This window comes from Leifsonia sp. Root4 (assembly GCF_001425085.1).
Taxonomy (GTDB): domain Bacteria; phylum Actinomycetota; class Actinomycetes; order Actinomycetales; family Microbacteriaceae; genus Microterricola.
In genome coordinates this window covers 336,501-358,539 of the sequence record NZ_LMDN01000001.1, presented here as the reverse complement: position 1 = coordinate 358,539, position 22,039 = coordinate 336,501, and the positions used below count along the sequence as shown (strand labels likewise).

At 70.1% G+C, this 22,039-nt stretch carries 18 protein-coding genes; 7 read left to right on the top strand and 11 right to left on the bottom strand.

Translation table 11 applies throughout. The annotated features are described in order from the left end of the window. Positions 1-29 precede the first annotated feature (29 nt). Complete coding sequence (locus tag ASC66_RS01730) at positions 30-500, top strand: OsmC family protein (protein WP_157509599.1); 471 nt, start codon at positions 30-32, stop codon at positions 498-500. A gap of 550 nt (positions 501-1,050) precedes the next feature. Here the strand turns inward: ASC66_RS01730 and ASC66_RS01725 are convergent. Together ASC66_RS01725 and ASC66_RS01720 are read right to left on the bottom strand one after the other, a co-directional pair. Then, positions 1,051-2,109, bottom strand: coding sequence for a LasA N-terminal domain-containing protein (locus ASC66_RS01725; RefSeq protein WP_157509598.1), 1,059 nt, complete (start codon positions 2,107-2,109; stop codon positions 1,051-1,053). A gap of 57 nt (positions 2,110-2,166) precedes the next feature. Beyond that, positions 2,167-2,961: a lysophospholipid acyltransferase family protein gene (locus tag ASC66_RS01720; RefSeq protein WP_055833834.1), complete on the bottom strand. Its 795-nt coding sequence runs from the start codon at positions 2,959-2,961 to the stop codon at positions 2,167-2,169. Between the two features lie 142 nt (positions 2,962-3,103). Here ASC66_RS01720 and ASC66_RS01715 point away from each other — a divergent pair, with 142 nt between their 5' ends. Continuing rightward, positions 3,104-4,186, top strand: coding sequence for a 1-deoxy-D-xylulose-5-phosphate reductoisomerase (locus tag ASC66_RS01715; RefSeq protein ID WP_055833831.1), 1,083 nt, complete (start codon positions 3,104-3,106; stop codon positions 4,184-4,186). Positions 4,187-4,199: 13 nt separating this feature from the next. Here the strand turns inward: ASC66_RS01715 and ASC66_RS01710 are convergent, their stop codons facing one another. Next, the gene (locus tag ASC66_RS01710) at positions 4,200-5,111 is read right to left on the bottom strand and encodes an NAD-dependent epimerase/dehydratase family protein (RefSeq protein ID WP_055833828.1); all 912 of its coding nucleotides are present in this window, start codon (positions 5,109-5,111) and stop codon (positions 4,200-4,202) included. 155 nt (positions 5,112-5,266) lie between these two features. On the opposite strand from ASC66_RS01710, the gene ASC66_RS01705 reads away from it, so the two are divergent. Continuing rightward, entirely contained in the window at positions 5,267-6,598 is a 1,332-nt protein-coding gene (locus ASC66_RS01705) for a M50 family metallopeptidase (protein WP_157509597.1), read from the top strand. A 364-nt stretch (positions 6,599-6,962) separates the two neighbouring features. Here the strand turns inward: ASC66_RS01705 and ASC66_RS01700 are convergent, their stop codons facing one another. Beyond that, complete coding sequence (locus ASC66_RS01700; RefSeq protein WP_235496630.1) at positions 6,963-8,513, bottom strand: succinic semialdehyde dehydrogenase; 1,551 nt, start codon at positions 8,511-8,513, stop codon at positions 6,963-6,965. 58 nt (positions 8,514-8,571) lie between these two features. On the opposite strand from ASC66_RS01700, the gene ASC66_RS01695 reads away from it, so the two are divergent. Beyond that, positions 8,572-9,948 carry an MFS transporter gene (locus ASC66_RS01695; protein ID WP_055836131.1) on the top strand — a complete coding sequence of 459 codons (1,377 nt, stop codon included), beginning with the start codon at positions 8,572-8,574 and terminating at the stop codon, positions 9,946-9,948. A 2-nt stretch (positions 9,949-9,950) separates the two neighbouring features. After that, entirely contained in the window at positions 9,951-11,501 is a 1,551-nt protein-coding gene (locus ASC66_RS01690; protein WP_055833822.1) for a pyridoxal phosphate-dependent decarboxylase family protein, read from the top strand. A 245-nt stretch (positions 11,502-11,746) separates the two neighbouring features. Here ASC66_RS01690 and ASC66_RS01685 read toward each other — a convergent pair whose 3' ends face one another. The 3 genes from ASC66_RS01685 to ASC66_RS01675 are packed head-to-tail and all read right to left on the bottom strand — an operon-like array spanning position 11,747 to position 14,814. Further along, on the bottom strand, positions 11,747-12,916 hold the full coding sequence (locus ASC66_RS01685) for an Mrp/NBP35 family ATP-binding protein (RefSeq protein ID WP_055833819.1): 1,170 nt from the start codon (positions 12,914-12,916) through the stop codon (positions 11,747-11,749). Further along, positions 12,900-13,478, bottom strand: coding sequence for a DUF1003 domain-containing protein (locus ASC66_RS01680; protein ID WP_055833816.1), 579 nt, complete (start codon positions 13,476-13,478; stop codon positions 12,900-12,902). Before ASC66_RS01680 ends, ASC66_RS01685 begins: the two co-directional genes overlap by 17 nt. After that, positions 13,465-14,814 carry a magnesium transporter MgtE N-terminal domain-containing protein gene (locus tag ASC66_RS01675; RefSeq protein WP_055833813.1) on the bottom strand — a complete coding sequence of 450 codons (1,350 nt, stop codon included), beginning with the start codon at positions 14,812-14,814 and terminating at the stop codon, positions 13,465-13,467. Before ASC66_RS01675 ends, ASC66_RS01680 begins: the two co-directional genes overlap by 14 nt. A gap of 55 nt (positions 14,815-14,869) precedes the next feature. Here ASC66_RS01675 and ASC66_RS01670 point away from each other — a divergent pair, with 55 nt between their 5' ends. Beyond that, positions 14,870-15,499, top strand: a complete 630-nt coding sequence (locus ASC66_RS01670; protein WP_055833808.1) for a YflT domain-containing protein — start codon at positions 14,870-14,872, stop codon at positions 15,497-15,499. A 94-nt stretch (positions 15,500-15,593) separates the two neighbouring features. On the opposite strand, the gene ASC66_RS01665 is transcribed toward ASC66_RS01670, so the two are convergent. From ASC66_RS01665 to ASC66_RS01655, 3 genes are all read right to left on the bottom strand, one after another. Then, complete coding sequence (locus ASC66_RS01665; protein ID WP_055833806.1) at positions 15,594-16,211, bottom strand: DUF6636 domain-containing protein; 618 nt, start codon at positions 16,209-16,211, stop codon at positions 15,594-15,596. A gap of 208 nt (positions 16,212-16,419) precedes the next feature. Beyond that, positions 16,420-18,000: an aminopeptidase P family protein gene (locus ASC66_RS01660; RefSeq protein ID WP_055833803.1), complete on the bottom strand. Its 1,581-nt coding sequence runs from the start codon at positions 17,998-18,000 to the stop codon at positions 16,420-16,422. Positions 18,001-18,033: 33 nt separating this feature from the next. After that, positions 18,034-19,068, bottom strand: a complete 1,035-nt coding sequence (locus ASC66_RS01655; protein WP_055833800.1) for an endonuclease/exonuclease/phosphatase family protein — start codon at positions 19,066-19,068, stop codon at positions 18,034-18,036. Positions 19,069-19,146: 78 nt separating this feature from the next. On the opposite strand from ASC66_RS01655, the gene ASC66_RS01650 reads away from it, so the two are divergent. Continuing rightward, positions 19,147-20,016 carry a PHP domain-containing protein gene (locus ASC66_RS01650; RefSeq protein ID WP_055833797.1) on the top strand — a complete coding sequence of 290 codons (870 nt, stop codon included), beginning with the start codon at positions 19,147-19,149 and terminating at the stop codon, positions 20,014-20,016. A 239-nt stretch (positions 20,017-20,255) separates the two neighbouring features. On the opposite strand, the gene ASC66_RS01645 is transcribed toward ASC66_RS01650, so the two are convergent. Continuing rightward, on the bottom strand, positions 20,256-21,878 hold the full coding sequence (locus tag ASC66_RS01645; RefSeq protein WP_200944675.1) for a DEAD/DEAH box helicase: 1,623 nt from the start codon (positions 21,876-21,878) through the stop codon (positions 20,256-20,258). Positions 21,879-22,039: the final 161 nt, after the last annotated feature.

The following is a 22,039-nucleotide window of genomic DNA, read 5'->3' as shown; positions in this document are numbered from 1 at the left end:
GAGGCCTTGCGGGCACGAAGGAGCAAACGGTGCACAACGAACACAACTATGCGGTGCGCGTCGAGTGGCAGGGCAACCGCGGAACCGGCACGAGCGCCTACCGCGAATACGGTCGCCAGCACGAGGTGAGCGCGGAGGGCAAACACCCCATCGCCGGTTCGGCCGACCGCACCTTCCACGGGGATCGCGAGCGCTGGAACCCGGAGGAGATGCTGCTCGCCGCCCTCAGTCAGTGCCACATGCTCTCGTACCTGCACGTCGCCGTGCGTCACGGGGTTGTCGTGCTGGCCTACAGCGACGATGCCGTCGGCACCATGCACTCGGAGGCGTCAGGCGCCGGCCGTTTCACCTCGGCGACGCTCCGGCCGCGGGTGCTCGTGGCGGATGCCGCGCAGATCGAGCTCGCGAACTCGCTGCACGCCGAGGCGGCTGCCCTCTGCTTCATCGCCAACTCCGTCAACTTCCCGGTCGGACACGAACCCGACACCGTCGCGGCCTAGCGCTCCGCGCTCCGCTTCGCGCTCCGCTTCGCGCTCCGCTTCGCGCCTTCCCGCACGCTGGCTTGAGCGAGCGGCGCCGCGACGAAGGAGCAGCGACGCACGCGAAGCCCTGAGCGGACCCGCGGAGACCGTTGCCCCGGCATCCGCGGCGCCTGTGTTCGCGGTGGCACTCGGGTTCGGGGCTGCCTCGTTCCTCGGCTGCTCCCTCAGCCGGCGTGGGCTTTTGCACCCTCAGGATGGCGTGGGTGGTCGTGCCGCGCGACGCTCGCCGTCGAGCGGGGGCGTGCGCACCGTCGCGGGGGCTCGCACTGTGCAGAGGCACCCGTTCGGTGCGCGCCTTCCCGCACGCTGGCTTGAGCGAGCGGCGCCGCGACGAAGGAGCAGCGACGCACGCGAAGCCCTGAGCGGACCCGCGGAGACTGGCGCACCGGCATCCGCGCCTGCGTCGCGGCGGCACTCGGCTTCGGGGCTGCCTCGTTCCTCGGCTGCTCCCTCGAGCCAGCGTGAGTTGTCGTACGCCGGCGCGGGTGCGCACGCCAGCGTGGGTGACCTAGCTGAGCGCGGGCAGCGGGGCCAGCGGCCAGCGGGGAACGCCGCAGCCGTGGCCACCGACGAGGTTGGTGCACGCGCCGAAGAACGCCGGGAACGGCACGGTCTGCGGATCGCCGAACCACTTCGAGTAGAGCAGCCAGAAGTTCAGGTTGCCGTGCGTCGAGCACTCGTCGCCCTCACCGGCGAGGTCGCCGGTCGCAGCGGGGTTGGGCTGATACGGCGTGTAGTTGTAGAGGTTCGCGGTCGCCTGGTTCTCAATGCGCACCGTCGAGGCCCCGCACGCGGCGTTGGGGTGGTACTGCACGGGAACCGCGCCGATCTTGTACTGCCGATCCGGCTGTTCGGTGTACTGCCGCATCTGCCAGGCCGCGTTGTAGACCTGGTTGAAGAAGCCGAAGTACTGCGCGTCGCAGTCCGCGGTGTCCGGGCAGGCGTAGCCCATCGCCCGTTCGTAGCCGTACGCGCTCGGCCGCGTCAGCAGCGACTGCTCCTTCTGCAGCAGCACCAGCAGTGTGCGGGGGCTGATGCCGCAGGCGGCGGCGACCTTCGCCAGGATCCGGCTGGCCGGCTCCCGGCGCGCTCCCTCGTATGCGGCGCAGTGCTGGCCGCCCTCTGCCGGCTGCGACGTCGTCGTCTGGCGGAAGTCGGCGAGGCACAGCACGCCGTCCTTCGGCGCGCACTTCTGTTGCTCGAGGAAGTCCTGGATCTCGGCCTCGGTCATCGAGAGGCTGTCGTAGAAGTTCGCGTCGCTGATGATGAGCCCGGGATCGAACTCGCCGTAGACCCGGGGAACGAAGGCATCGGCTGCCGCGATGCCGGGAACCGCGATTCCGGATGACGCGACGGCGCCGTCCGCGGTGCTCGCGGCCGCCGTTGCCGCGCTCGCCGCGGCAACGGAGTGCGGCTGCCCGGCCTGGGCGGCGATCGTGCCGGTCGCGCTGAGCAGCACCACGGTGAGGGCGGCGAGCAGCGCGACGCCGAGCCGCGACATCCGCCCCTGGCGTGACCCACTCGCCCCGTGCTGTGGACGCGGGCTGAGGTGCCGTCGAGAAGTCATCAGGCTCGACCCTAGCGGCTCGTCCTCACAAAGTGCTGACCCCCGCGGGTGCGCCGGCTACAGGCGTTCCTTCGGGAACACCTTGTCGGCGATCTTGTGGAGCGTGCCAGACGGCGGGGCCTCGTTGTACTGACCGGCGAGCTCCTGGCCGGTGAGCGCGTGGATGGCGGCCATGATCTCGTCGGTGGCCTGGCGTCTGGCCTTGCCGGAGCTGGCCGCACCGTAGTGGGCGAGGTCGAGCGGCTCGCCGAACTTGACGGTGACCTTGCGCACGCGCGGCAGCTTGGCACCGATCGGCAGGATCTCCTCCGTGCCGATCAAGCCGACCGGCACAACGGTCGCGCCGGTCGTGAGGGCGAGCCAGGCGATCCCGGTGCGGCCGCGGTACAGGCGCCCGTCGATCGAGCGGGTGCCCTCCGGGTAGAGGGCGAAGGCGTTGCCGCCCTCGAGGATCTTCTTGCCCTGGTCGAGCGCGGCCTGCGCGGCCTGGCCGACGCCGCGTTCGACGCTCACGGCGCCGATGGAGGTGAAGAAGGTGCGCGACACCCAGCCCTTGAAGCCGGTGCCGGTGAAGTAGTGCGACTTGGCGAGGAACTGCACGCGACGCGGGGCGGAGATGGGGATGACGATGCTGTCGATGAATGACAGGTGATTGCTGGCCAGGATGACGGGGCCGGTCTTCGGCACATTCTCGCGCCCGGTGATGGTGGGGCGGAAGATCGTCTTGGCGACCACTCCGATGAGTCCGCGGCCGACGAGGTAGACGAGACCGGGCGATTTGGTCGCGGCGACGGCGTCATCTGCGACGTCATTGTCGGTCGCGGGCACGGCGGGTTCAGCTGCTTCGGTCACTCGACGACAGTACGCGCATTCATATGCCGATGTCGGCATTTGTCTTGTCGGATGTGCACAGTGTCGAGGAGCTCGCTGGCCGCTCCGGCCGACTCCGTCTGCCCTGGGTGCCCTTCGCCCTCGCTCGCCGTAGGCTGATGGCGTGCGCAAGGTGATCATTCTCGGTTCGACAGGTTCCATTGGAACGCAGGCCCTCGACGTGATTCGGGCGAACCCCGAGCGTTTCGAGGTGGTCGGTCTCGCCGCCGGCAGCAACGCCGACATGCTCGCGGCGCAGGCCGCCGAGTTCTTCGTCGACGACACGGCGCTCGGTGCCGTGGATGCCGAGGCGCTCGTGCGCAGCGTCGACGCGGATGTGGTGCTGAACGGCATCACCGGCTCCGTCGGCCTCGGGCCGACGCTCGCCGCCCTGGAGACCGGCCGCACCTTGGCCCTGGCCAATAAGGAATCGCTCATCGTCGGTGGCGAGCTGGTCACCGGCATCGCGAAGCCGGGTCAGATCGTCCCCGTCGACTCCGAGCACTCCGCGCTGGCACAGGCGCTCCTAGCCGGCAGGGCCTCCGAGGTGCGCAGACTCGTCGTCACGGCATCCGGTGGCCCCTTCCGTGGGCGCAGTGCCGAATCACTGGCCGGCGTCACCCCGGCCGAGGCTCTCGCCCACCCGACGTGGGACATGGGGCTCGTCGTCACGACCAACTCGGCCACGCTCGTGAACAAGGGGCTCGAGGTCATCGAGGCTCACCTGCTCTTCGACGTGCCCTACGAGCGCATCGACGTTGTCGTGCACCCGCAGTCGATCGTGCACTCCATGGTGGAATTCGTCGACGGGTCGACGATCGCCCAGGCCTCGCCGCCAGACATGAAGCTGCCCATCTCGCTCGGGCTGGACTGGCCGAACCGGGTTGGCGGCGTCGGCCGACCGATCGACTGGACGACCGCGCAGAGCTGGACCTTCGAACCCCTCGACGACACCGTGTTCCCGGCCGTCGCGCTCGCGAAGCATGTCGGACGGGCCGGCTCCAGCTACCCGGCCGTCTTCAACGCGGCGAACGAGCAGGCCGTTCAGGCATTCCACGCCGGCGCCATCCGCTTCACCGACATCGTCGAGACGGTGCGCATGGTCGTCGACAGCCACGAGGCCGTCGGCGAGCTCAGCCGGGAGTCGCTGGCCGCGGCCGAGCTGTGGGCCCGCGCCGCGGCAGACAAGCTGATCGCCGCGCGCTGAGCGGGTTGCGCGTTCAGCGGTAGGAGTCGGCGGTCGTCGCCAGCGCCTCAAACCATGGGGTGGCGTGCACTCCGAGCAGGCGTTCCGTCTCGGCGGAGTCGATGACGAACGGCATCCGGAACTGGTAGCTGGATGCCTCAACCTCGCGCATCATCGGGTTCACCGCGGCGAGGCCGCGGAGCAGCCACTGCGGGTAGCCGGCCACGCGCCCGCTGCCGCCGAGGTAGCTGTTCAACTGATCCATGATCACCGTTCGGGGGAGCGCCTGGCCGCTCGGCACATGCCAGACGCGCCCCCACTCGGTCGAATCTGCCGCGGCGATCAGCGTCGCGGCGATGTCGGGAAGGTAGCTCCAGCTGTGTGGCAGCGCCGGGTCACCGACGACCATCGCCTTCTTCGAGCGCAGCGCGGCGTGGAAGAAGGCCTCGCCGAGGTGTGCCGTGCCCGTCGCGCCCGGGCCGAAGTAGTCGCTCGCGCGCACCTCGACGGCGCGGATGTCGCCGCGCTCGTGCGCGGCGAGGGCGGCGTGCCAGCCGGCCAGGCGCACACGGCCCTTCGTCTCGGTGGTGAGCTCGGGGGAGTGCTCCGTCATCGGGCCGTCCGGCTCCCCATAGCCGTAGAGGTTGCCCATGATCACAAGTGCCGCCCCGCTCTGCTTCGCCGCCTCGATCGCCGCAGCGAAGACGGGCGGCCACTCCGTCGGCCATCGCGTGTACGGCGGGTTGGTGCAGAGGAAGATCGTGGCGGCGCCTCTCGCCGCGGCCGCGAAGTCCTCGGCGTTGCCCGCATCGAGGGTGATCGCACGCGCGCCGGCCAGTGCGGTTCCGCTCCGTGTGGCGAGCACGACCTCGTCTCCGCGCGCGACGAGCAGGCGTGCGAGCGCGCCTCCGATGAGTCCGGCGCCGACGACCAGCTGCTGTGACATTGCGTCCTCCTCCTGGCCCCGCGCGGAGCATGGCCATCCAAGCACAGCGCGCGGATGCCGCACAGCCCCGCGCGGCATCCGGAGGCGTGGAAAGCACAGCCAGCACGCAGCCTGACATCAGCGGGCTCGCAGCGAGAGAGGGCTACGCTGTCGACGTGGATTCCGTGCTTCTTTTCGTTCTGGGCGTCGCCATTTTGGCGATCGGCCTCGCCGTGTCGATCGCCCTGCACGAAATCGGTCACCTCGTGCCGGCCAAGCTCTTCGGCGTCAAGGTCACCCAGTACATGATCGGCTTCGGGCCGACGATCTGGTCCAAGCGCAAGGGGGAGACCGAGTACGGCCTGAAGGCGATCCCCTTCGGCGGCTACATCTCGATGATCGGCATGTTCCCGCCCGCCAAGGACGGCGGCGAGGCGCGCAGCGCCAATACCGGCTTCCTCAGCAGCCTCGCGCAGGACGCCCGCTCGGCCAGCGCCGACACGATCGGTGAGGGCGAGGAGCACCGCGCGTTCTACCTGCTGCCGGTGTGGAAGCGCATCATCATCATGTTCGGCGGGCCGTTCATGAACCTGCTCATCGCCGTGGTGCTCTTCGCCGTGCTGCTCATGGGCTTCGGCTCCGCACAGGCCAGCACCACGATCGGCAGCGTCTCCTCCTGCGTGCAACCGGCCGGCTCGAGCAGCACCGAGTGTGGTCCGAACGATCCGGCCGCACCGGGCGCCGCCTCGGGCATGCTGCCAGGGGATCGCCTCGTCAGCATCGACGGCACGCCGGTCACGAGCTGGGAGCAGTCGACGGAGACCATCCGCGCCTCGGCCGGAACGGCGCTCATCGTCGTGGTCGAGCGCGACGGCGTCGAGAAGACGCTCACCCTCACCCCGCTGCTGACCGAGCGCCCCGTGTTCGATGAGGCGGGCAAGCCGGTCACGGATGCCGCGGGCGCCACCGTCACGACCGAGGTCGGCTTCGCCGGCATCGGGCCGGCCGGCGAGCTCGTGCAGCAGCCGGCATCGGCCGTTCTGCCCGCCGTCGGCGAGAACATCTCCGGCGTTACGCACATCATCCTGAACCTGCCGCAGCGCATGGTCGATGTCGCGAACGCCGCCTTCGGGCCGGAGGAGCGCGACCCGAACGGCCCGATCAGCGTCGTCGGCGTCGGCCGGGTTGCCGGTGAGATCGCCGCGCTCGACAGCCTGAGCGTCGAGAGCAAGGTGGCCAGCATGGTCGGCCTGCTCGCCTCGCTCAACATCGCGCTGTTCGTCTTCAACCTCGTGCCGCTGATGCCGCTGGACGGCGGCCACATCGCCGGCGCACTCTGGGAGGCGATCCGCCGCGGCTTCGCGAAACTGTTCCGCAAGCCAGACCCGGGCCCCGTCGACATGGCGAAGCTGATGCCGCTCACCATGGTCGTCGTGATCGTGCTCGGCGGGATGAGCGCGCTGCTCGTCTACGCCGACATCGTGAAGCCGGTCAACCTCTTCGGCTGACGCACTCGTCGGCTGACGCACCTCGAAGGGGTGCAGCGCATGCTCGCGCTGGCTCGAGGGAGCAGCCGAGGAACGAGGCCGCTCACGCTGGCTCGAGGGAGCAGCCGAGGAACGAGGCCGCCGCGAAAACTCACGCTGGCTCGAGGGAGCAGCCGAGGAACGAGGCCGCGACCGAAGCCGAGCGCGCTGCGTGACCGGGTAGCGCCGGGTCCCGCGCGGGTGTGTCCACTGAACCGCTCAGGGCTTCGGTCGCTGGCGCTCCCTCAAGCCGGCGTGCGCGACGCGCAGCGTCGCGAAAGGCGGCAGCCCCCACTCAGGCAGACTCAGCAACCGCAATCGATGCTGGTGCAGTCTCAGAGTGACGTCAGCGGCGGCGGATGCCCTTGAGCACGGCCGCCATCACGAGCATCACACCGCTGAGGGCGGCGAACTCCGCGCCGGTGCGCGGCAGCTGGACCAGCCCGGTCGCATGCGAGATCGTGACGGGCTCGACGAAGCGCAGCAGGCCCTCGCGGCCGTTGCGGCGGCCGACGCCGGACTGCTTCACGCCGCCCATCGGGGCGTCGATCGAGCCGAAGCTCCCACGGTAGCCCTCGTTCACGTTCACGCTGCCGGCGTCGATGGCGCGGGCCAGGCGCAGCCCGCGCGCGGTCGACCCGCTGAACACGGAGGCGTTCAGGCCGTAGTCGCTGGCGTTGGCGGCGAGGATCGCCTCCTCCTCGCTGTCGACGACGCTGATCGCGACGACGGGGCCGAAGGTCTCCCCGGCGAAGCAGGCCATCTCGCTCGTGACGCCGCTGAGCACGGTCGGTTCGAAGAACAGCGGTCCGAGATCGGGGCGGGCCTTGCCGCCTGCGACGATCGTCGCGCCCTTGGCGACTGCGTCGGCCACGTGCTCCTGCACGCGGGCGAGCTGCGCCGGCGTTGTGAGCGAACCGACGTCGCTGCCGAAGTCGAAGTTCGCGCCCTGCACGAGGTTGCCCACCCGCGCGGCGAAGGCCGCGATGAACGGCTCGGCGATGCCGCGCTCGACGTAGACCCGCTCGATGGAGACGCAGAGCTGGCCCATCGACGAGAAGCAGGCGTACGCGGCATCCGCTGCGGCCTTCTCAGGATCGACGTCGTCCAGCACGATCAGCGGGTTCTTGCCGCCGAGCTCGAGGGAGGCGCCGACGAGGCGTCGGCCGGCCTTCTCTGCGACGCCGCGGCCGGTCGCCGTCGAACCGGTGAAGCAGATGTAGTCGGCCTCATCGGTGACGGCCCCGCCGATCTCGGCACCGTCACCGGCGACGACGGCCCAGAGGGCACGCGGAACGCCGGCGTCGATGAACGCCTGGCGAACGGCGAGGACGCTGAGCGCGCCCTGGTCGTCGGCCTTCTGCACGACTCCGCAGCCTGCCGCGAGGGCGGGCACGACGTCCATGGCGGCGAGGCTGAGCGGGTAGTTCCACGGCGTGATCACACCGGCGACGCCCTTCGGCTTGTAGCGTACGCGGGTGGAGACGACGGTCGGGATGCCGCTACGGCGACGCTCCCCGCGGAGCACCGGCCGTGCGGCCAGGGCGTTGTAGCGGGTGACGCTGAGCACCTGGAAGAACTCCTCGAAGGCCTGGCCGCGCGTCTTGCCGGTCTCGGACTGCAGCACGTCCAGCAGCGCCTCGCGGCGTTCGAGCACATTGTCGTGCGCCTGCAGCAGCACGGCGCGGCGGTGTGCGAAGCCGGCGCGGGCCCAGGCGAGCTGGGCCATCCTGGCGCGGGCGAAGGCGTCGGAGACATCGGAGACGCTGCTGTGTGGCAGCTCGTGGAGCACCTCACCGGTGAAGGGGGCGGTGACGGCGCGCGTCGTTCCGGAGGTGGCGACGAGGTCGCGATCGAGTTCGGCGATGAAGCTCGGGTGCAGCGGAGAGGCAGACATGAGCGCCATTCTAGGTCAGTTGACCCACTTCGTGCCCGACTCTCTGTACACTGCCGGAATGACCGCAACGGAGCGAGTGCTTTCCCGCAGAACAGTCGTCGGCTATGCCCTGGGTTCGCTCGGCACCGGCGGCTTCGCGACGCTACCGGGGCTCGTGCTCGTGTTCTACATGACCGACACCCTCGGGGTCGGCGCGCTGCTGGCCGGCGTGCTCGTGACGGTGGCCAAGATCTGGGATGTCATCATCGATCCCGTGATCGGCGCGCGGAGCGACAGCGCGCTGCGCCGGAGCGGCTCACGACGGGGCTTCATGCGCACCGGTGCCCTGCTGCTGCCGCTGTTCTTCGTGTTGACCTTCGCCGTTCCGGCCGGACTGCCGCCCGCGACATCCGGCATCTGGGTGCTGCTGGCCTTCGTGCTGACCGCCACGGCCTTCAGCCTGTTCCAGGTGCCCTACATCGCGTTGCCGGCCGAGATCGCCGACGGCTACGACCAGCGCACCCGGCTGCTCACGTGGCGGGTCGTCGTGCTGACCTTCTCCATCCTGCTGTTCGGTGCCGGCGGTCCGATGCTGCGCAGCCTCGGCGGCGACAACGAGTACCTCGGCTACCTGCTGATGGCGATCGTCGCCGGCGTCGTGATCGGCATCGGGATGCTGCTGGCCACCCGCGTCGCGCCGCGCGGTGTCGCGGCCCCGGCCCCGGTCGAGCCCTCGGGCGGCATCAGGCGGCACTACGCGGCCGGCATCGCGGTGTTGCGGCGCTCGCAGCCGTTCCGGGCGCTTCTCATCACCTTCATGTTGCAGGGGCTCGCGACCGGCGTGATGCTGGCCGGGGCGAACTACGTTGCCGTGTGGGTGCTGCACTCAAAGGACGCGCTCACGCTGCTGTTCGTCGCCCTGATCGCGCCCGCACTGTTCTGCGCGCCGCTCTGGGGCGTCATCGCCCGCCGCATCGGCAAGGAGCGCGGGTTCGTCTTCGCCAGCATGCTCTTCGGCGTCGCGGCGCTGGCGCTGACCGCGATGCTCTGGGCGCCCGGCAGCTGGGTCTACCTGCCCGTTGCCCTCGCCGGGGCCGGCTACGCGGGCATGCAGTCGCTGCCGATGGCGATGCTGCCCGATGTGATTTCTCACGATGCGGCGACGCACGGCGACGGCCAGGCGGGAACCTTCAGCGGCGTCTGGACGGCCGGCGAGACGATCGGCATGGCGCTCGGTGCGACCGCGCTCACGCTCATGCTCGCCATGACGGGCTACACCGAGAGTGTCGGCACGACGAGCGTCGTGCAGGGCGAGGCGGCTGTCGCGGGCATCGTGCTGAGCTTCAGCGTGCTGCCGGCAGCGCTCATCGGCCTCAGCCTGCTGACGTTGCGGCGCTACGCGCTGCGACGGGGCGACATCGACCGGAGTGACATCGAAGCGGAGGCGCTGGCGTGAGCATGCAATTCGAACAGGATTCAGTGGCGGTGCTCGGGCGCCTCGATGCGTTGCGCGCCGCGGACGCGCCGACGCACGGCGGCCGTGTGCTCTCCTACGTCTACGATTCCGGCATCGCCGAGATCGACGCGCTCGCCGCAGCCGCGGTGCGCGCCGTGCAGCCGGTGAACGCCCTGGATCCGACGACCTTCAGCTCGGTCGCGGTGATGGAGCGCGAGATCGTCGGCTTCGCCCGTGCGGTGTTCCACGGCGACGACTCCGTCGTCGGCACCGTCACGAGTGGCGGAACCGAGAGCTGCCTGCTCGCCGTCAAGACGGCCAGGGAGATCTGGCGGGCGGATGCCGCGGCCCGCGGCGTCGACCACCGGGCCACCGTTCCGCGGATCATCGCCCCCAGCTCCGTGCACGCCGCATTCCACAAGGCGGCGGACTATCTCGGGCTGCGGCTCGAACTCGTGCCGGTGGATGCGGCATCCGGTCTGCCGGCCGTCGCGGACTTCGCCGCGCTGCTGGCCGACGCCGACGACGTCGCGCTCGTCGTGCTCAGCGCACCGAGCTACCCGCACGGCGTGATCGACCCGATCGCCGAGGTGTCCGCGCTCGCCGCGGCCGCCGGCGTCAGCTGCCACGTTGACGCCTGCTTCGGCGGCTTCGTGCTGCCGTGGTGGCCGGGCCTCGATGCGGCGGGCTGGGATCTACAGCTGCCCGGTGTCACGAGCCTCTCCGCCGATCTGCACAAGTACGGCTACACGCCCAAGGGGGCGTCTGTGCTGCTGCAGCGCGGTCGCGACCGACAGCGCAAGCAATACTTCGCGACGACCGGCTGGCCGGGCTACCCGGTCGTCAACTCGACGCTGCTCGGCTCGAAGTCCGCCGCGGCGCTCGCAGCCGCGTGGGCGATCACGCAGACCCTCGGGCAGAGTGGTTTCGCCGAGCTGACGGCGAGCTGTGCCAGGGCGACCGAGACGCTGCTCGGCGTGATCCGGGGCATCGAAGGCCTCCGCGTGGTCGGGGAGCCGACGGGCCCGGCGATCGCCGTCACCACCGACGAGAGCGTGCCGGCCGAGCGCCGCGTCGACCCGCACCACTGGGCCGATCAGGCGCGCACGCACGGGTGGCAGCTGCAGTTGCAGCCGGGCTTCGACCAGGCGGGAACCACTCGGCCCGGCGGCGCACGGCTCCCCGCGACGGCGCACCTCACGGTGACACCGGTGACGGAGTCGCGCCTGCCCGAGCTCTCGGCCGCGCTGATCGCCGCAGCGGCGGAAGTACGCGGTGTGCCCCGCGTCGACGTCGCTCCGCTGCTCGGATCGCTCGGTGCGGCCCTCGGCGGCGCGCTGCCGGCGACGCTCGACGCTGCGACGGCCTTCGCACTGCTGCAGGGCATCGGGCTGGCCCAAGCCGGCGCCTCGGATGCCGGTGCCCCGGATGCCACGGCCACCGGAGCGCTGCCGGAGCGGCTCGCGCCGTTCCTCGCGCTCGTCGAGGCGCTGCCGCCCGCGGTGGCCGAGCCGCTGCTCACCGAGCTGATCGCCCGCCTCGTCGAGCCCTGAGCAACGTTTCACGCGGTGTCAGGGCTTCGGGGGCGGCCTCGTTCCTCGGCTGCTCCCTCGAGCCAGCGTGAGAATGCACGAGGCACCATGCTGCACGCTGGCTTGAGCGAGCGGCCCCGCGACGAAGGAGCAGTGACGCACGCGAAGCCCTGAGCGGATCCGCGGAGGCCGTTGCGCCGGCAGCAGCGGATCCGCGATGGGAGTTGCGCCCGCGGCAGCGAAATCGCTGATTGAGCCTGTCGAAATCAGCCGACGCTGAAGGGCAGCGCGCGACCGGCGAGGCCGCGGCCGCTGCCGGCGACGGCATCCGCAACGCGCAGGATGGCCTGACTTGCCGGGTCGCTCGGATCGCTCAGCACGATCGGCTCGCCGGCGTCTCCTCCCTCGCGCAGCGCGATGCTGAGCGGGATGCGGGCGAGCACGGGCACGGGGGCAGCGCCGTCCGGCTGCGAGGCGCTCAACCGCCGGGCGACCTCGTCGCCGCCGCCGGAGCCGAAGAGGTCGAGCACGCTGCCGTCCGGCTGTGCCAGCCCGGCCATGTTCTCGATCACGCCGAACACGCTCTGCCCGGTCTGCCTGGCCACGACGCCGCTGCGCTCGGCCACGTCGGCAGCGGCCGGCTGCGGTGTCGTCACGACGAGAACCTCGGCGTGCGGCAGCAGCTGGCCGATCGAGATGGCGACGTCGCCTGTACCTGGCGGCAGATCGAGCAGCAGCACATCGAGGTCGCCGAAGTAGACGTCGGTGAGGAACTGCGTCATCGTGCGGTGCAGCATTGGACCACGCCAGGCGACGGCCGCCGATGCGTCCTCCACGAACATGCCGATCGAGATCACCTTCACGCCGTGGGCGACGGGTGGCAGGATCATGTCGCCGACGCGGGTCGGCTTCACGGCGCGGAGCGTGCCTGTCGCCGCACCGGGAACCTGCTCGACCAGGCCGAGGATGGCCGGGATCGAGAAACCGTAGACGTCGGCGTCGAGGAGCCCGACACGGAGGCCCTTCGCGGCGAGGGCGACCGCGAGATTCGCGGTGAGCGTCGACTTGCCGACGCCGCCCTTGCCGCTCGTGACGGCGAAGACACGGGTGAGCGCATCGGCCGTGAACGGCATGGTACGCGCGCCGGTTCCCTGCAGTTTCGCGGTGAGGGCCTTGCGCTCAGCGACGGTCATCACCGTCATCTCGAGTTCCGCGTTGCCGGCCCCGACGACGGCCTCGAGCGCGCCGCGCACGTCGTCCTCGATGCGGCGGGCGGCCGGGCATCCGATGATCGTCAGCTTGATCACGGCGTGCGCGTGCCCGGCATCATCGACGCTGAGCGCGCCGACCATGTCGAGTTCCGTGATGGGCTTGCGGATCTCTGGATCGATCACCCGGGCCAGCGCCTCGCGGAGCTGCTCAGGAGTTGCCGGCATCCCGCGTCCCGTTCTCTGCGTCGTTCCCGGCGCCGTTCTCGTACTGGGCCTTCGCCGCCGCCGCATCGCGCTCGTCGAGCTGTTCGAGCAGGCTGCGCAGCTCGGAACGGATGAAGTCCTTCGACGCCATGTCGGAGATCGACAGTCGGAGGGCGACGACCTCGCGGGCGAGGTACTCGGTGTCGGCGAGATTGCGCTCTGCACGCTGCCTGTCCTGCTCGATCTGCACGCGGTCGCGGTCGTCCTGACGGTTCTGCGCGAGCAGGATCATCGGGGCGGCGTACGAGGCCTGCAGCGAGAGGATCAGGGTGAGCGCGGTGAAGCCGATGGCGGCGGAGTCGAAACGCCACTCCTCAGGGCCCCAGGTGTTGAAACCGAGCCAGAGCAGACAGAACAGCGAGAGGCCGGCGAGGAAGCCGGGCGTGCCCATGCCGCGGGCGATCGATTCGGTGAAGCGGCCGAAGCGGTCGCGGCTGGCCGCCTTGTCGCGGGCGGTGATTGCCGGGCCGCGCAGGCCTTTGGGGGAGTCGAGGCGGATGTCGCTCTTGCTAGCTCGTGCCATTGCCCGTCCTCCGTCCCGTCGTGTCGGTCGGCAGCAGGATGCTGCCCGTTTCAAGCTTGGCGCGCGCGGCCGCGCGCACGGCTACGTCGTCGTTGTCGTCGGGATGACTTCGCCAGTCAGCCGGCAGCAGATAGTCGAGGACATCGTCAATGGTCACCACCCCGACGAGTCGGTGGTTTTCATCGACAACGGGGACCGAGACGAGGTCGTAGCTGGCGAGGATGCGGCTGACCTCGGCCGCGGAGGTGTCGGCGGTGACCGGCTCCAGCCCCTGGTCGAGCAGGGTGCCGAGGCGCTCGTGCGGCGGGTAGCGCAGCATCCGCTGGAAGTGCACCATGCCGAGGAAACGGCCGGTCGGCGGTTCAAAGGGCGGCAGCGTCACGCAGATCGCGGCGCCGAGGGCGGGCGCGAGGTCGTGCCGGCGGATCAGCGCGAGGCCCTCCGCGACGGTCGCATCGGCGGAGACGATGATCGGCTCCGGCGTCATCAGGCCGCCGGCGGTGTCCGGAGCGTAGGAGAGCAGGAAGCGCACGTCGTCGGCTTCCTCCGGCTCCATCAGTTCGAGCAGCGTCTCGCCGCGCTCCTCCGGTAGCTGCGCGATCAGGTCGGCCGCGTCATCCGGCTGCATGTGGTCGAGCACGTCGGCGGCACGGGCATCGCCGAGGGTGGCCAGGATGCCGATCTGTTCGACCTCCGGCATCTCCTCAAGCACATCGGCCAGGCGGTCGTCCGAGAGCTCACCGGCCACCTCGAACATGCGCTCGGTCGGCAGGTCGAGCAGGGTCGAGGCGAGGTCGGCCGGGTTCAACTCGGAGTACGTGGCGATCAGGTGTTCGGCCGATTGCGCCTCGCCGGCCGTGACCGTCTCGCGCACCTCCGACCAGTTGGCGAACGCCGTTGCGCCCTTGGCGAAGGGGGACGGGCTCGTCTTGGGGCGACGCACGAAGAGCTGGCTGATCGCCCACTCGCTCTGGTCCTGACCCTGCTCCTCGATCGCGACATCTTCGACGGTCGCCTCGCCCGAGCCGTCGATGAAGCTCACCTTGCGGCCGAGCATCTCGGCGATGACGCGCACCTCTCCACCGCGCTGCTCGAAGCGGCGCACGTTGATGAGGCCGTCGGTGATGATCTGGCCGCTGCCGATGCTGCTGACCCGCCCGATCTCCATGAAGACGCGGCGGCGGCCGGGGATCTCCACGATCAGGCCGACGACGCGGGGCGGATCCGATTTGCGATAGACAACCAGAACGTCGCGCACCTTGCCCACGCGGTCGCCCGCGGGGTCGAAGACGGTGCACCCTGCCAGACGGGCGACGAAGACTCTGTTGGCACTCACCTCTCAAATCTAGGCCACCCACGGGGTTTTCAGGCCCACATGGAAGAATGAGCACATGAGTTCTCAGAGCCCCTTCAGTGCCAGCCGTTCCGCACGGGGCGGCGGTCGATTCCCCGTGCTGCCGCAGGGAGAGGTCGTCGAGAACTACTCCAGCTACGCCGAGGCACAGAGCGCCGTCGATACGCTCGCCCGCGCGGACTTCCCGGTGAAGCAGCTGGCGATCATCGGCAACGACCTGAAGAGCGTCGAACTGGTCACAGGCAAGATGAGTTACGGCCGTGCGGCGATCGGCGGGGCGGCATCCGGAGCCTGGCTCGGCATCTTCCTCGGGCTCATCCTGTTCATCTTCTCGCCGAGCGGGGAGAGCACGCCGATGGTCTTCGCTGCGCTGCTGATCGGTGCCGGATTCGGCATGCTCTTCGGCCTGGTCAACTACTCGATCAAGCGCAAACGGCGCGACTTCAGCTCGGTGATGCAGGTCATCGCGGTGAGCTACACCGTTCTCGCCCCCGGCGAGCTCGTGCACCGGGCGCGCAACCTGCTCCGCGGCGAGACGCCGGCAGAGCCCGCAGCGCCCGTCACACCCGTCGCGGTGCCGCAGGCCCCCGCCCCCACCGAGCCGCCGAGCGGGGCGGATGCCGGCAGCGAAGCGACTCCGACGCAGCAGACGCCGCCGAGCGCCTAGCGGAGCTTGCCACCGCTCCGCTGAACCGCACTACCGCAGCGGGCGATCGACCGGACCGCTCGCTCAGACGGCTGCTGCAGCGAGTTGAGCTGGCTCACCAGATGTCGTTGTTCGTTTCGGACAAGGCGAATCCGTGGCCGCTCAGCGCGTTGGAGCAGGCGATCCCTGCCTCCGTCGAGGTGCACAGCACGTTCCCATAGCGGATGGATGTGCCTACGGGAAGCGGAAGGCTCGACTCGGAGTACTCACTCTCGAATGCGACATCGCCGCGCATGCGTGGGTGCGGCTGCTCGGATCCGACAGCCTCGATGCCGTTGCCGCACGGGACCTGCGCATCGAAACAGAAGTCCGAGGGATCCGAACGGGGGAACTCCCACTCCTTCTCTCCGATCGCGCAGCCCCACAACGCACTGTCCGCTTCGGCGCTCTGCGTGGTGATTCCGCAGCGCAGATTGCGTGATGGTGACGTGAAGACGACTCCGGTACCGAAATCGAGGGGAGCGTAGTCGGCCGGCTCGACGGCAATCGGCTCCGCAGTGGGAACCGGCGACGCGGCGGCGTCCGGAGTTGCGGTCCCCGGCGCCGTCGAGGTCGCCGTCGGGCCCGTTGCGGTGGGCTGGATCGGTGAACCGCTGGCGCCGGCACAGCCGCTCGCCGTCAGGCCGACGATGAGCAGCGCAGCTGCCGAGAGGATGTGCCGGGGTCTCGTCATGGGGCACACGTTAGTGCAGAGGGCGAGGATGCCGGTCACGACACGCAATCCCAGACGCGGCTCGGCCCGCGCGGCAGGCGTCGCGCCATCCGCCGGTCCGGCGCTCGCGCGCAACGGCCCGCTKCACGTGCAGCGGCCCGGGAGATATCCCGGGCCGCTGCACGTTGTGCGGGCCGCGAATGTGCGGCGGGCGCTATGCGGGGGAGCGCTAGCTCCAGCCGCCGGCCTGCACCCACGCCTCCACGGCCGAGGCCGTGCGCGGGATGCCAACGGAGAGGTTCTCGGCGCCGTCGGCGGTGACGAGGATGTCGTCCTCGATGCGCACGCCGATGCCGCGGAACTCGGCAGGGACGGTCTCGTCGTCACTCTGGAAGTACAGGCCGGGCTCGATCGTGAAGACCATGCCCTCCTCGATGACACCGTCCATGTACATGTCGCGACGCGCCTGGGCGCAGTCGTGCACGTCGATGCCGAGGTGGTGGCTCGTGCCGTGCACCATGTAGCGGCGGTGGTGCTGGTTGTCGGGGAGCAGGGCCTCCTCGGCCGAGACGGGCAGCAGGCCCCACTCTGCGGTGCGCGCGGCGATGACCGCCATCGCGGCGGCGTGCACCTCGCGGAACACGATGCCGGGCTTCACGATCGCCAGGGCGGCGTCCGCCGCATCCAGAACGGCCTCGTAGATCATGCGCTGCACCGGGCTGAAGGTGCCGTTGATGGGCAGGGTGCGCGTGACGTCGGCCGTGTACAGGCTGTCGACCTCGACGCCGGCGTCGAGCAGCATGAGCTCACCGGGGCGCACGGGGCCGTCATTGCGGGTCCAGTGCAGGATCGTGGCGTGCGGGCCGGATGCCGCGATCGTGTCGTAGCCGAGGGCGTTGCCGTCGAGGCGGGCGCGCGTGTAGAACACGCCGTCGACGATGCGCTCGCCACGCGGGTGTGCCGAGATGCGCGGGAAGTCGGCGATCACGTCGTTGAAGCCGCGCTCGGTGGCGTTGACGGCCAGACGCATCTGGGCGATCTCGTAGCTGTCCTTGACCAAGCGCATCTCGCTGACGACCTCGGCCAGCAGCGCGTCTGGCTCGTGCTCGCTGCCGACCTCGATGCTGAAGGGGGAGTCGCTGGCGTTCGTGCTCAGCGCCGCCTCCGCCGCGAAACGCAGACGGGCGGAGTCGACCCGGTCGGTCACGGCCGGGTCGGCCTCGCGCAGCACGAGGGTGCTGGCGTCGACGGCGGCGTACACACCCTCGAGCCCGGCGATGCCGTGGGTGGCCAAGCCGAGGTCGGCTGCCACCTGCGCGAGCGACGGGCGGGCACCGATCCAGAACTCGCCGATCGCGGGGTTGTGGTAGAACTCCTCGGAGTCGCGGCCTGCACGCTCCCGGAAGTAGAGGGTGGCGTCGTGGCCAGCCGCCGTCGGCTCGAATACGAGCACGGCCTCCGGCTCTGAGTCTGCGCCCCAGCCGGTGAGGTGGGCGAACGCCGAGTGGGCGCGGAACGGGTAGTCGGTGTCGTTCGAGCGCTGCTTCGGGCTTCCGGCCGGAACGATCAGGCGCTGACCGGTGAAGCGCGCGGAGAGCGTCGCGCGACGTGCCGCGGCGAATGCGGCCTGCTCGCGGGCGATGGGGAGCGCGTCGGTGCGCTCGGCCCAGCCGCTGCCGATATAGGCCTTGAACCCCTCGGAGCTTGGCGTCGTCGAACGGTTCGCATTCGGGCTGGTCTCGCTCGGGATCGGGCTGGCGTCGATGGTGTCGGTGCCTGCGGCATCCGTGCTGATGTTGGCGTTCTCCATGCCCCCATTCTGGCACCGATGGCTGGGCGGGCCCTACGAGTCGGCGGGCACGTAGCGGGCAAGCAGCGGGCGGTGGTCGCTGCCGGCGCCGTCGACATCATCGAGCACGCGGAACGCGTCGATGCGCCAGTTGTCTGTCGCCAGCACGTGGTCGATCGGGGCGCCGAGGAGCGGCGGGACGTCGGTCGGCCAGGTGCCGAGCGCCGCGCTGCCGGCGGAGAGCGCGGCATCCGTGCACCGGCCGAGCGTGCCCCCGTCGACGCCGCGGGAGGCCATGTGGTCGATCGTCGCGTTGAAGTCGCCGGCCATGATGACATCGGGCGCATCGCACTGTTCGGCCAGCCAGTCGAGGTCGCTCTGCCACGCGCTCATCGCGCCCTCGATCGGGGAGCCAGCGTGCACGGCGACGATCGTCGGCCCGACGCCGTTCACCGGCGTCGCGACGACGGTCGGCGACACGTTGGTATTGCCGGGCGGGCCTGCGCCCGGTGCGGATGCCAGCGTGTACTCGCCGAGATCGGGGCTGATCAGCAGGGCCGTGGAGCGTGCCTTGTACCAGTCGTTGAAGTTGAGCGTCCAGACCCACATCGGTCGACCGCCCTCCTTCATGGCGATGGCCACCTCCGTGCCGAGTTCGTCGGTGGTCTCTGGCAGGGCGACGATGTCGGCGCCGCTCTCCAGCGCCAGCTTCACGATGGCGTCGACGCCGGGCTCCTCGCCCTGCGTGTTCCAGCTGAGCACCGTGATCGACTCGTCGGCTCCGGCCGTCGCGAGCGTCACGTCGCCCTGATTCGTGCCGCGCACGGCGAGGATCCCGACGTTGGCCACTCCGAAGACCAGCAGCAGCACGGCGAGGGTCCCGGTGAGGCGGCGGAGCGGGCGGATGACGCCGATCAGCAGCATCACGATGACACCGACGGCCGCGGCCACGACGAGCAGTCCGCGGAACGACACGATCTGCGCGATCATCCACGTGTTCTCCAGGCCGAACAGCTGCGGCCAGGCCAGAATGAGCAGTCCGATGGCTGCGGCGAGCACGATGACGGCGCTGAGGAGGCGAGAGAGCATGGCTCGTCCACCTTAGGTGAGCTTCCTGCACGGACGCTGCCGACTCCCGGCAACAGCCCGCAGAACTAGCATGGAAGAATGAATTCTCGGCGTTTCCGTGGCCCCATCGATTTGCACGCGCACTCGAGTGTCTCGGACGGGACCGAGACGCCGAGCCAGCTCGTGCGGGCCGTCCTGGCGGCCGGGATCGGCACCGTCGCGCTGACCGACCACGATTCGACCGCCGGTTGGGTCGAAGCGGCGTCCGCGGCCAAGCAGGCCGGGATCACGCTCATCCCCGGGATGGAGCTCTCCACCCGCATCCAATACGCGAGCGTGCACATGCTCGCCTACCTCTTCGACGCCGGCAATGCCTCCCTCGTCGCCGAGACGGCCCGCATCCGCCAGGCCAGGCTCACCAGGGCGGAGGAGATCGTGCAACACATCGGCCGCGACTTCGCGCTGAGCTGGGATGACGTGCTCGCCCAGTCGACGGAGGGTGCGACGATCGGGCGGCCGCACATCGCGGACGCGCTCGTCGCCAGAGGGCACGCGCCCACCCGTTCGGAGGCGTTCGCCGGGATCCTGCACTGGAAGCGTGGCTACGCCAAGCCGCACTACGCGCCGGATCCGCTGACCGGCGTCCGCCTCGTGCGTGAGGCGGGCGGAGTGCCGGTGCTCGCGCACCCGGGCACGCGCGGTGCTGAGCACGTGTTGCCGGAGGCGGAGCTGAAGCGGCTCGCCGATGCCGGGCTGTTCGGCCTTGAGATCGACCACCGCGAGAACCTGCCGGACGCCAAGAAGCGGCTGCACGCCCTGGCCGACAAGCTCGGCCTCGCCGTGACCGGTTCCAGCGATTACCACGGCGACGGCAAGCCGAACCGTCTCGGCGAGAACACGACGGCGCCAGAGGTGCTGGAGCGCATGATCGCCGAGTCAACGGGCAGCGAGCCGGTCTACCCCGACTGACGGGCCTCTGGCCGCCCGTTCGGGCGGGCGTGCATCCGACCGATGCTCAAGTAGGGGGCGGCATTCTCACGCTGGCTTGAGGGAGCGCCAGCGACCGAAGCCCTGATCGGATGGCCGAATCGGCTCGCCGCCGATGTCGAGACTGCCGTTTCGACGGAGCCGCTCAGGGCTTCGCGTGCGGCGCTGCTCCTTCGTCGCGGCGCCGCTCGCTCAAGCCAACGTGTAAATCGGCGCTGGTGCTACTCGGCGCTGGGGGCGCTGCGGCGCGAGCGGTTGCGGCTGCGACGGCGCGGTGCGCTGTTGCCGTCGTGGTGCTCGTGCCCGCCGCCGTCGTGCACGCCGGATGCCGGGTGGCCAGGAGCCTGGAACGGGTCGGCGATCGCGGCAACCGTCGCGGTCCCGGTCGTTGCCGTGGCCTCGCCGGTCGATGATGCTGCAGCGGTCTGGGCGACGGCCGGTGCGGCCGAGCCCTCTCCGCCGCGGGTGCGGCGACGCGAGCGGCTGCTGCGCGATGCGGTCTCACCCGTCTCGCCTGCGGGAGCCGCCGTGGCCGAGGAGTCTCCCCGTGCTGAGCCGCCGCGGGACGAGCCGGAACGGCCACCGTCGCGTGAGCCGTCACGGCCGCCGCGAGCGGCATCCGACGTGCCCTCGCGGGGAGCGCGCTCCTTGATCGGCGTCGGCTTGAGGCGGCCCTTGGAACCGGCCGGGATGTCGAGTTCGGCGAACAGGTGCGGCGAGGAGGAGTACGTCTCGACGGGCTCCGGCTGGTTCATCTCGAGCGCGCGGTTGATGAGCGCCCACTTGTGCAGGTCGTCCCAGTCCACGAAGGTCACGGCGATGCCGGTCTTGCCAGCACGGCCGGTACGGCCGGCGCGGTGCAGGTAGGTGTCGTGGTCGTCGGGGACCGTGTGGTTGATCACGTGGGTCACGTCGTTGACGTCGATGCCGCGGGCCGCGACATCCGTGGCGATGAGGATGTCCTTCTTGCCCGCCTTGAACGCGGCCATGGCGCGCTCGCGCTGTTCCTGGTTCAGGTCACCGTGCACGGCTGCGGCGTTGAAGCCACGGTCGTTCAGCTCCTCGACCAGCTTCGCGGCAGCACGCTTCGTGCGGGTGAAGACCACGGTCTTGCCGCGACCCTCTGCCTGCAGGATGCGGGCGACGACCTCGTCCTTGTCGAGCGAGTGCGCGCGGTAGACGACGTGCTTGATGTTTGCCTGCGTGAGTCCCTCGTTGGGGTCCGTCGCGCGGATGTGGATCGGCTTGCTCATGAAGCGGCGGGCCAGGGCAACGATCGGGCCGGGCATCGTCGCAGAGAACAGCATCGTGTGGCGGTCGGCCGGGGTCTTGGCGAAGAGCTTCTCGATGTCGGCGAGGAAGCCGAGGTCGAGCATCTTGTCGGCCTCGTCGAGCACCATCTCGCGCACCTTGCCGAGGTCGAGCAGGCGCTGCGACGCCAGGTCGAGCAGACGGCCGGGGGTGCCGACGACGATCTGGGCGCCGGCCTTGATCTCTTCGATCTGACCCTCATAGGCCTTGCCGCCGTAGATGGCGACAATGTTGGTCGCGCGGTTGGACGTGGCCAGCTCGAGGTCCTGCGCCACCTGCACGCAGAGTTCGCGGGTCGGCACGACGATGAGTGCCTGCACGCCGGGCTCCGGGTTCAGGCCGAGGCGCTGGATGAGCGGGAGGCCGAACCCGAAGGTCTTGCCCGTTCCGGTCTTCGCCTGACCGATGATGTCCTGGCCGGTCAGTGCCAGTGGGATCGTCTGCTCCTGAATGGGGAACGGTTCGATGATGCCCTTCGAAGCGAGGGCGTCGACCATGTCTTGTTCAATGGTCAGATCTGAAAATGTAGTCACGTGTGAGGCCTGTCAGTACTGCGTTCAAGAGGATGCGCCCTTGGTTGCTCAGGCGCACGACCGCGGATCCATCGCCCGCGGGATGCCTCCAGCCTAGCGCGGCGTGTCTGAATGGCCGCCTGACGCCGCGCTGGCCGAAGGCAATCTGCGCTTCGGATGCC